Annotated in this window: 8 protein-coding genes; 4 read left to right on the forward strand and 4 right to left on the reverse strand. The window is 69.0% G+C overall.

Going from position 1 to position 9,362, the window contains the following annotated elements; genetic code table 11:
• The first annotated feature begins 358 nt into the window (after positions 1-358).
• The gene (gene hemB, locus ACFCY7_RS08375; protein ID WP_376482489.1) at positions 359-1,360 is read left to right on the forward strand and encodes a porphobilinogen synthase; all 1,002 of its coding nucleotides are present in this window, start codon (positions 359-361) and stop codon (positions 1,358-1,360) included.
• 15 nt (positions 1,361-1,375) lie between these two features.
• On the opposite strand, the gene ACFCY7_RS08380 is transcribed toward hemB, so the two are convergent.
• Genes ACFCY7_RS08380 through ACFCY7_RS08390 form a run of 3 tightly spaced genes read right to left on the reverse strand, consistent with a single transcriptional unit; the run spans position 1,376 to position 4,680 of the window.
• Complete coding sequence (locus ACFCY7_RS08380) at positions 1,376-2,482, reverse strand: saccharopine dehydrogenase family protein (RefSeq protein WP_376482491.1); 1,107 nt, start codon at positions 2,480-2,482, stop codon at positions 1,376-1,378.
• Positions 2,479-3,942: an aldehyde dehydrogenase family protein gene (locus ACFCY7_RS08385; RefSeq protein ID WP_376482512.1), complete on the reverse strand. Its 1,464-nt coding sequence runs from the start codon at positions 3,940-3,942 to the stop codon at positions 2,479-2,481. The genes ACFCY7_RS08380 and ACFCY7_RS08385 overlap by 4 nt, the downstream gene beginning before the upstream one ends.
• A gap of 24 nt (positions 3,943-3,966) precedes the next feature.
• The gene (locus ACFCY7_RS08390) at positions 3,967-4,680 is read right to left on the reverse strand and encodes a type 1 glutamine amidotransferase domain-containing protein (RefSeq protein WP_376482493.1); all 714 of its coding nucleotides are present in this window, start codon (positions 4,678-4,680) and stop codon (positions 3,967-3,969) included.
• 206 nt (positions 4,681-4,886) lie between these two features.
• Here ACFCY7_RS08390 and ACFCY7_RS08395 point away from each other — a divergent pair, with 206 nt between their 5' ends.
• A complete protein-coding gene (locus ACFCY7_RS08395; RefSeq protein ID WP_376482495.1) occupies positions 4,887-5,489 on the forward strand; it encodes a TetR family transcriptional regulator in 603 nt (200 codons plus the stop codon).
• Positions 5,490-5,509: 20 nt separating this feature from the next.
• Here the strand turns inward: ACFCY7_RS08395 and ACFCY7_RS08400 are convergent, their stop codons facing one another.
• Positions 5,510-6,571 carry a DUF3533 domain-containing protein gene (locus ACFCY7_RS08400; RefSeq protein WP_376482497.1) on the reverse strand — a complete coding sequence of 354 codons (1,062 nt, stop codon included), beginning with the start codon at positions 6,569-6,571 and terminating at the stop codon, positions 5,510-5,512.
• A gap of 280 nt (positions 6,572-6,851) precedes the next feature.
• Here ACFCY7_RS08400 and ACFCY7_RS08405 point away from each other — a divergent pair, with 280 nt between their 5' ends.
• Positions 6,852-7,826: an alpha/beta hydrolase gene (locus tag ACFCY7_RS08405; RefSeq protein WP_376482499.1), complete on the forward strand. Its 975-nt coding sequence runs from the start codon at positions 6,852-6,854 to the stop codon at positions 7,824-7,826.
• A 251-nt stretch (positions 7,827-8,077) separates the two neighbouring features.
• Positions 8,078-9,322, forward strand: a complete 1,245-nt coding sequence (locus tag ACFCY7_RS08410) for an NADH:flavin oxidoreductase/NADH oxidase family protein (RefSeq protein ID WP_376482501.1) — start codon at positions 8,078-8,080, stop codon at positions 9,320-9,322.
• Positions 9,323-9,362: the final 40 nt, after the last annotated feature.

A 9,362-nucleotide genomic window follows, 5' to 3' on the forward strand; every position in this document is an offset into this window, starting at 1 on the left:
TCGTCACGATCGGGGTGGGCCTGGGCGTACATGTCGTGCAGGAATGGGCGGCAGGGCGCAATGGCCGCATGCACTGCGGCTGCGGGATCGAGCCATGGGGACACGGTGCACCGCGTCCCTCCTCTTCTCCCATGGTCCGCTCCCGCTGTATACGCGCAACCCGGCGTACCCGAGTCCCTGTTGTGGGCAACAGCACACCTGCCCTCCGGTGCGGGCCGTCACGGAGTGCCGGGGTCCGTCTCCGGCCAACGGGGCCTTGAGTGAGGGGCCGGTCGTGTACGTTCCTGGCACGCAAGTGGAGGCATATGCCCACAACTCGTCGGTAAGGCCCGCGGTTCTACGGGCGTAGCCTCGCCGTATGAACTCGTACGGACCCTTTCCCGGGGCGCGGCCGCGGCGGCTGCGCACGACGCCTGCCATGCGACGGATGGTGGCCGAGACCCGGCTGCATCCCGCCGACCTGATCCTGCCCGCGTTCGTGCGCGAGGGCATCACCGAGCCGGTGCCCATCCAGGCCATGCCCGGCGTCGTCCAGCACACGCGGGACACGCTGCGGAAGGCCGCGGTGGAGGCGCTGGAGGCCGGCGTCTCCGGGATCATGCTCTTCGGCGTGCCCGAGGACGCGAAGAAGGACGCCGCCGGCAGCGCCGGGACCGACCCGGACGGGATCCTGCAGGTCGCCATCCGGGACGTGAAGGCCGAGGTCGGCGACGAGCTCGTCATCATGTCGGACCTGTGCCTCGACGAGTTCACCGATCACGGCCACTGCGGCGTTCTCACCGAGGACGGGCGGGTCGACAACGACGCCACCCTGGAACGGTACGCCGAGATGGCCCAGGTCCAGGCCGACGCCGGCGTCCACGTCGTCGCGCCGTCCGGGATGATGGACGGCCAAGTTCGGGTGATCCGGGACGCGCTGGACACGATCGGCAAGGAGGACGTGTCGATCCTCGCGTACACCGCGAAGTACTCCTCCGCCTTCTACGGGCCCTTCCGCGAGGCCGTGGGTTCGTCTCTCCAGGGCGACCGCAAGACCTATCAGCAGGACCCCGCCAACCTCCGCGAGTCGATGCGGGAGCTGGCGCTGGACCTGGAAGAGGGCGCGGACATGGTGATGGTGAAGCCGGCGGGGCCTTACCTGGATGTGCTCGCCAAGGTCGCCGAGGCCGTTGACGTGCCCGTCGCCGCGTACCAGATCAGTGGTGAGTACGCGATGGTCGAGGCGGCGGCCGAGAAGGGCTGGATCGACCGTGACAAGGCGATCCTGGAGACACTGACCGGCATCCGCCGCGCCGGCGCGCAGATGATCCTGACGTACTGGGCGACCGAGGCCGCTCGGAATCTCTCCCGCACGGTCTGAGGCTGCCTGCGCCGATCAGACCGTGACGAGCCCGAGCTCGGCGCAGCCCTGCTGGAGTGTGTCGAGCCCGAAGGCCGTCGTGGGTCCGACGACGCCGGGTGTGACGTCGGAGTGGGTGGCGAGGTGGTGGGCCGCCCATGCGATGAGTTCGCCGGTGAGGCTGTAGGGGTTGGGGCCTTCGAGGTGGACCTCGGCGAGCGGGGCACTGCCCTGAGTGCCTGTGGAGGCGACGGCGACGACGTGCGAGGGAATCCGCGCGCGCAGGGCTGCGTCGGGTCCGCCCGGCGGGCCGATGAGCAGGGGGCGGGTCAGCGCGTCGGTCAGCCTGCGGCTGCCGGGAAGGCGTGTGGTGGCGTTGGCGAGGGCCGAGTAGAGGGAGAGGAAGCGGCTGAGTTCGGGGAACCAGCCGTTGTAGACCGTGACGTCGTCGAGTTGCGGGAACTCCTGGGGCAGGAAGAGTACTTCCGTGCCGGAGACGAGGAAGGCCGACTTGCGGCGGCCTCGTACGGTGAAGCGGCGGACGCGGGAGGCGGTGCGTTCGTCGACGAGCAGGCGCCGGTGCCGGCGTGCCGAGGGCAGCGTCATGCCGTCGCGCATGGTGGTGCGCGTTCCCTGGCTGATGCCCCGCCAGATGGGGCCGGTGGCGAAGTAGCCGACGTCGATGCTGCGCGCGGCTTGTCCTGCCTTCTGGAGGGCGAGGGTCGCGGCGAGGACGCCGGGGACGTAGTCGTAGCCGAAGGCCGGCAGCATCACCGACCCGGTCTCACGGGCGCGGTGGTGGTGCCGGTTGTGAAGGGTGCGGACGAAGCCGACTTCGCCGCTGGAGTCGATGTAGTGGGCTCCCACGTCCGCGGCGGCCTGTGCGACGGGAAAGCCGAAGCGTTCGAAGGGGCCGACGGTGGTGATCAGTACGTCGCCGCGCTGCAGTTGTTGCCTCAGGCCGTCGGGGGTGGTGGCGTCGACAACCAGGTGGTCGAGTCCGCCGGAGCGTTCGGCCAGGGCCGCCAGTGCGGTGGGGTTGCGTCCGGCGACCGTCGGCCTGACACCCCTGCGTATCAGGGCGTTGAGGACGAGGTCGCCGGTGTAGCCGGTGGCGCCGAGCAGGATGATGCGGTTGTTCATCGCTTCCTTCCCAGGAGCGGGTGGGTCCTGGCCACTGCCTTGGCGATGAAGGCGAAGGAGCGTGAGGTGTGCGGCGCGTAGATGAGGCGCAGGGTGTCGGGCCGCGTGGGCTTGGACAGGACCGGCTTGCGGTGGCTGAAGGTGTCGAAGGACGTCTTGCCGTGGTAGGCGCCCATGCCGGATTCTCCGACGCCGCCGAACGGCAGGTTCGGGACGCCGAGGTGGATCATCGGTGCGTTGAAGACGAGTCCTCCGGAGGACGTCCTCTCCAGCAGGACCTGGCGGGCTGTCCTGTCGCGGGTGAACGCGTACAAGGAGAGGGGCTTGTCCCTGGCATTGACGAAGTCGATGGCCTCGTCGACGTCGCGGACGGTCAGGATCGGGAGGATCGGGCCGAAGATCTCTTCGGCCATGACTGCTGCGCCGGTGGGCACATCGGCCAGCACGGTCGGTGCGATGTAGCGCTCCCCCGCGTCGGACACGCCTCCGGTGAGGAGGTCACCCTCTCCCATGAGTCCGGTCAGGCGCCGGAAGTGGCGGTCGTTGACGATGCGCCCGTAGTCGGCGCTGGTCCGGGGGTTGTTGCCGAACATGTGCTGGATGGCTCTTGGCAGTGCGGCGACCAGGGAGTCCCGGGCGGTCTGGGTGACCAGGACGTAGTCGGGTGCGACGCAGGTCTGGCCGGCGTTGGTGAACTTGCCCCAGGCCAGGCGGCGCGCGGCGACGGCCATGTCGGCCGTCTCGTCGATGAAGACGGGTGATTTGCCGCCGAGTTCGAGGGTGACGGGGGTCAGGTTCTTGGCCGCGGCAGCCGCCACGATGCGGCCGACGGTGCCGTTGCCGGTGTAGAAGATGTGGTCGAAGCGCTGCGCGAGCAGCTGGGTGGTCTCCTCGACCGCTCCCTCGACGACGGCGACGGCCTCCAGGTACCGGGGCAGGAGGTCGGCGAGCAGAGCACTCGTGGCGGGGGCCAGTTCACTGGGCTTGACGACGGCCGCGTTGCCGGCGGCCAGTGCGCCGACCAGCGGGTTCAGCGTGAGCGTCAGCGGATAGTTCCAGGGCGCGATGATCAGGCATACGCCCAGGGGTTCGGGGTGGATCCGGGCTGTTGCCGGCTTCAGGTTCATGGGCACGGCGACCCGCCGCGGTCTCATCCAGCGGTCGAGGTGACGCAGGGCGTGTTCGACCTCTGCCAGGACTCCACCGATCTCGGTGAGGTGGGACTCGGTCCGCCCCTTGCGTAGGTCGTCGTAGAGCGCTTCCTCGATGTCCGAGGTGTGATCCAGCAGAAGGCGCCGTAGGGCGCGGAGCTGGCGCCGACGCCAGTCGGCCGGCCGGGTGACACCCGACTCGAAGGTGGCCCGCAGTCGTACGACGATCTCCGGGATGTCCCGGTCCTGCTGTACGACGGGTGCGGCGGTGCCGGTCATGGGATCGCGAACCTTCCAGGCGTGGGGCAGGGATGTGTTCGTGTCGGGTTGCGGCTAGCGTCCCGCCGCCGCGTTCACGTCGGCGACGAGTCGCTCGGCGAGGCGCTCGGAGGACGGGGGATTCTGCCCGGTGTACAGGTTGCGGTCGACGACCACGTACGGACGCAACGGCAGACGCGCCTTGGAGTACTCGGCCCCGCTCTCCCGCAGGCGGTCCTCCAGCAGCCACACCGCCTTACGACCGAAACTGTTGAACTTCTCCTCCAGGTTCGAAAGACCCGTCATCCGATACCCGGTGAACGGCCACGACCCGTCCTCGTTCTGCGCCGCGAACGCCGCAGCCGGCGCATGACACAACAACGCCAAAGGCTTGCCCGAACGCAACACCCGCGTGATCAACGCCCCCGAGTCGGCATCGACGGACAGGTCTTCCATCGGACCGTGCCCACCCGGATAGAACACCACGTCGAAATCGTCCGGACCCATCTCCGCCAGCACCCGCGGACTGTCCAGCTCGGCCTGGATCGACTCCAGATAGGCCGCCACCTCACGCAACTTCGACGGCCACCCCGCCGTCCGCCCCATGCTCAGCTGGTCCAGCGTCGGAACCTTCCCACCCGGCGTCGCGATCGTGATCTCCCACCCGGCCTCGGTGAAGATCTTGTGCGGCATCGCCAGCTCCTCACCCCAGAACCCCGACGGATGCACCTCCCCACCCCGCAACGTCCAACGATCCGCCGCAGAGACGACAAACAACACCTTGGTCATGACGACCCTTCCTCCTACCGGAACGGCTCCACTGCCGACGCAGTGGGCGTATCAACCGAGATCTGGCGTGAGTGGCCCGAAATCATCATCTGCCCGGACTGGGGCCCGGGCGACTGGTCACCCGGCGGAGCTCACGCCTCCTACTCATGACACAGTACGCCATGTCTGGCACAGACTGCCAAGTTTGGCACTGATAACCTAGCTGCATGAGGGAGACCACCACACCCGGCCTGCGCATCAAGACCCGCCAAGCCGTCACCGAAGCGCTGGCCGACACGGCCCTCGAACTCTTCGACACCAGCGGCTTCGACCAGGTCACCGTCGCCGACATCGTCGCGGCGGCGGGCATCTCCCAGCGCAGCTTCTTCCGCTACTTCAGCAACAAGGAGGACGTCGTCTTCGGCGACCGCATCCCCTCCGCCGAGGAGGTCCGGGGCGAATTGCTCCGACACCTCGACGAAGGCCCCGTGTGGGACGCGCTGCGGGCCACCTTCCGGGCGGCCGCCGTCCAGATGGACGACGACACGGGGCACTGGAAGCGGGCCACCCGCGTCATCTGCCACACCCCGGGCTTGCGCGCGCGTTACCTGGAGAAGCACTTGGCCTGGACCGACGCCCTCGTACCCGAGATCGCTTCCCGGATGGATTCCGGCGGTCCCGACGTCGAGCTCAAGGCTCAGACGATGATCAACACCGCGCTGGGCTGCTTCGACGTCGCCCTCATGCGCTGGTCCGAGGGCAGCGCGGACCTCTCCCTCGCCGCTCTGGTCGACGACGTGTTCGGGTTCGTGCAGTTCTCCCGCTCCTGATCGGCCCCTTCGGCGGGGCGCTACGCCCCTGAGCCCGTGCGGTCCGCGGAACCACCTGCCGCTCCGGAGCCTGGTTCCGCGTCGCGGCGCTGCCGCAGCACCGCCGCCACCATGGCGATGAGGGCGCCGCCGACCGCCCAGGCCGACAGCACCAGCAGCGAGGACGTCATGTCGTTGCCGTCGAAGTAGGAGATCGAGCGGGCCGCCCATGTGCCCGCCCCTGGCGGGAGGGCCGGCCCGATCGCATGCCAGAACGGGGGCAGCATGGGCGGAGGCAGAGCGCCTCCAGCACTCGGATTTCCCGCGATCACGATCAGCAGGATCGCCAGGCCGACGCCCATGATGCCGAAGAGTTCCTGGAGGGCGAGCGTGGTGGCGCCGACCGCGAAGATGATCAGCGCGCCGAGTCCCCACAGCGCCCACACGCTGCCTGGCAGTGCGCCCAGGATCGGCCCGGCGATGAGCGCGCCGCCCAGTCCGCCGACGAGCGAAACCAATGTCATGGTGCCCAGGCGCGTCGCCGCGCGGGTCGGGTTGGCCGGCCGGGCACCGGCACTGATCGCCAGGATCGAGGCACACAGGTACGCGCCGACGCACCAGCCGACGACGACATAGAACGACGACAGACTGTTGAAGTCGTGGCGGGAGGACGGGGCCACGTCGACCGTGCGGACGCTTCGCCCCTGCGCCTCCTCCAGAGTGGCGGTCAGCGCCTCCAGTGCGGCCGGCAGGGTTCTGCCACCACCGGTTGCGACCAGGAGCGTGTCGGTGGTCCCGGCAGGGTGCACCACGAGCGCACCGTCGATGTCCCGGTTGATGATCTGCGCCCGTGCCGTGGCCTCATCGGGTAGCGCGCGGGGGTCCAGAGGCGAGCCGGGCAGCCCGTCCAGCCGGTTCACCGTCTGCTCTGCCAGGGCCGGCGGCGCCACGACGCCGAAGGCCGCATCCTTGAGGCGGGGTTCGTGGAGCGCACCCACGAAGGAAGCGACGAAGAGCAGCTGCAGGGCGATCACACCGATGACCAGGAATGTGGCCCGTGGTGTGACCGCGTCTTTCACCTCGGACAAGGTGCTCTGTTTCATGGCCTCAACAGTCTGGGGAGCTGAGCGCTCACGCAGGCTGGAGACACCCGAACGGATGCCGGCACGAACCTTCGCGACACCAGCCGTCCGACAGGCAAGAGAGGATCGAACAGCGCCGTGAGGGCTAGGGACACCGGGGCGCTGGAGGCCGGGTTGCGGACGGTGAGTGGGGCGCGAACGATGGAGTCGGGCATTGACGCCCTGGACGGGGGGGATCACCCGCCGCGGCCGGTAAGGCCGCAAGAACAGGGCACCTGTGTGCTCGTGACATGGAGTGAACATGACCGACCTTCCTCCTCCGATCACGCCTTACCTCGAGCCCGCCGCGCAGGAGCTGTGCGACGCGACCGATCCTCATCCCCGGATCTACGAGGTACCGCCCGAGAAGGGCCGCGAGATCCTCCTGAGCCTTCAGGTCGACCCGAGCGTGCCCCGGCCCGAGGTCGACGAGGAGTGGGTCGACGTCGACGCCGGCGAATGGGGCACCGTCCGCACCCGCATCATCCGCCCCAAGGGAGCCACCGGCCCCCTGCCCGTCGTCTTCTACATCCACGGCGCCGGATGGGTCTTCGGCGACGACAAGACCCACGACCGGCTCTTCCGTGAACTCACCGTCGGAGCCGGCGCCGCAGGCGTCTTCCCCGTCTACGACCGGGCACCCGAGGCGAAGTACCCCAGCCAGGTCGAGCAGAACTACGCCGTCGGCCAGTGGGTCATGGAACACGGCGCCGAACACGGCCTGGACACCTCCCGCGTGGCGGTGACCGGCGAGTCCGTCGGCGGCTGCATGTCCACCGTCTTCGCGCTGATGAACAAAGAACGCGGCGGCATCGACCTCAAGGCCCAGGTCCTGCTCTACCCGGTGACCAACGCCGACTTCGACACCCCCTCCTACCTGCAGTTCGCCGAGGGCTACTTCCTCACCCGCGACGGCATGAAGTGGTTCTGGGACGCCTACACCACCGACCCCGCCCAGCGCGCCGAACACCACGCCTCACCCCTGCAGGCCACCCTCGAACAGCTCAAGGGCCTGCCCAAGACCCTGGTCATCACCGACGAGGCCGACGTCCTGCGCGACGAGGGCGAGCAGTACGCCAACAAACTCCGCGAAGCTGGCGTCGACGTCACCTCCGTCCGCGTCCAGGCCATGGTCCACGACTTCCTCCTCCTCGACAGCCTCCGCGACACCCGCGCCGCCAACGTCGCACGCCACCTCGCCATCGACGCCCTCAAAACCGCACTCCACGACGACTGACACGCCCCGTGCCTCTCCGTGCATGAAGGCACGAAGCCGGGCCCGTCGACGCCATCACGGCGGCGGCGGGCCCGGACGGCTTTCCAGCCGAGCCCGGACCCGCAGGGCCGACTTCGCAGGCCCACACGGCGATGCGAACTGGCCCCGTCTGCGACATACCCCACACCTCTCGATGTTTACGCTGATTACATTCTTGCCCTAATGTGAGTAGTGCACACATCGTAAGTGATCGAGATGGAAGAGAGACCGGGATGACCAGCGAGCTGTTCTCGCCACTGCCCCTGCGCTCCGGCCAGGTCCTGAAGAACCGGATCGCGAAGGCGGCCATGGAGGAGAACATGGCCGGTGACGGCCAGCTGCCCGACTGGCAGCTGCTGTCGCTGTACAAGCACTGGGCCACCGGTGGCACGGGACTGCTGATCACCGGCAACGTGATGGTCCACGCCGAGGCACTGACCGGCCCCGCCGGCGTCGTACTCGACGAGAATGCGCCCCTGGAGCCGTTCATCGACTGGGCGAAGGCCGCCAAGGCGGGCGGTGCCGCAATCTGGATGCAGATCAACCACCCCGGCCGTCAGGTCGCCTCCGACATGCCCGGCGTCGTCTGGGGCCCGACCGACATCGGCGTCTCCCTGGGCAAGCACAGCAGCCGCTTCGGCCGCCCCAGCGCCATGACCCCCCAGCAGATCAACGACACCGTGGCACGGTATGCGGTGACCGCGCGACGCGCCGAGGAAGCCGGCTTCGACGGCGTCGAGATCCACGCCGCACACGGCTACCTCCTCTCGCAGTTCCTGTCTCCCCTGGTCAACAAGCGCACCGACCAGTGGGGCGGATCGCTGGAAAACCGGGCACGGATGCTCCTGGACATCGTCCGCGCCGTCCGCGCCGCGGTTTCTCCCTCCTTCGCGGTTGCGGTGAAGCTCAACTCCGCCGACTTCCAGCGCGGAGGCTTCGACGCCGACGACGCCCGCCAGGTCATCGGGATGCTCGAACCCCTCGGCGTCGACCTGGTCGAACTCTCCGGCGGCAGCTACGAGAGCCCCGCGATGACCGGCCGCCCCGCCGACGACCGCACCCAGGCTCGCGAGGCCTACTTCCTCGACCTCGCCAAGGACCTGGTCGGGACCAGCCCCATCCCGCTGATGCTCACCGGCGGCATCACCAAGCGCGCGACCGCCGACAAGGTCCTCGACAGCGGCGTGGCCGTCGTCGGCATGGGTACCGCCCTCGCCGTCACCCCCGACCTTCCCTCACGTTGGCGCCAGGGCCGCGAGGCCGACCGTCACATGCGTCCGGTCACGTGGTCCGACAAGGCCCTCGCCTCGGCCGCCAGCATGGCTCAGGTCCGCCACCAGATGCGCCGCCTCGCCCGCGGCAGCAGCCCCAAGCCCGGCACCCACCCGGCTATCGCCCTGATCTCCGAACGCCGCAAGCAGCGACGGGCCCTGCGCAACTACCGCTCCTGGCTGTCGAAGTACCAGGCAGCGGCCTGAGAACCGCCGATGGCGCCTCGCGCGTGGCCCGCCCCCGCCA

The sequence above is a fragment of the Streptomyces sp. NPDC056361 genome (genome assembly GCF_042262805.1).
Classification (GTDB): Bacteria; Actinomycetota; Actinomycetes; order Streptomycetales; family Streptomycetaceae; genus Streptomyces.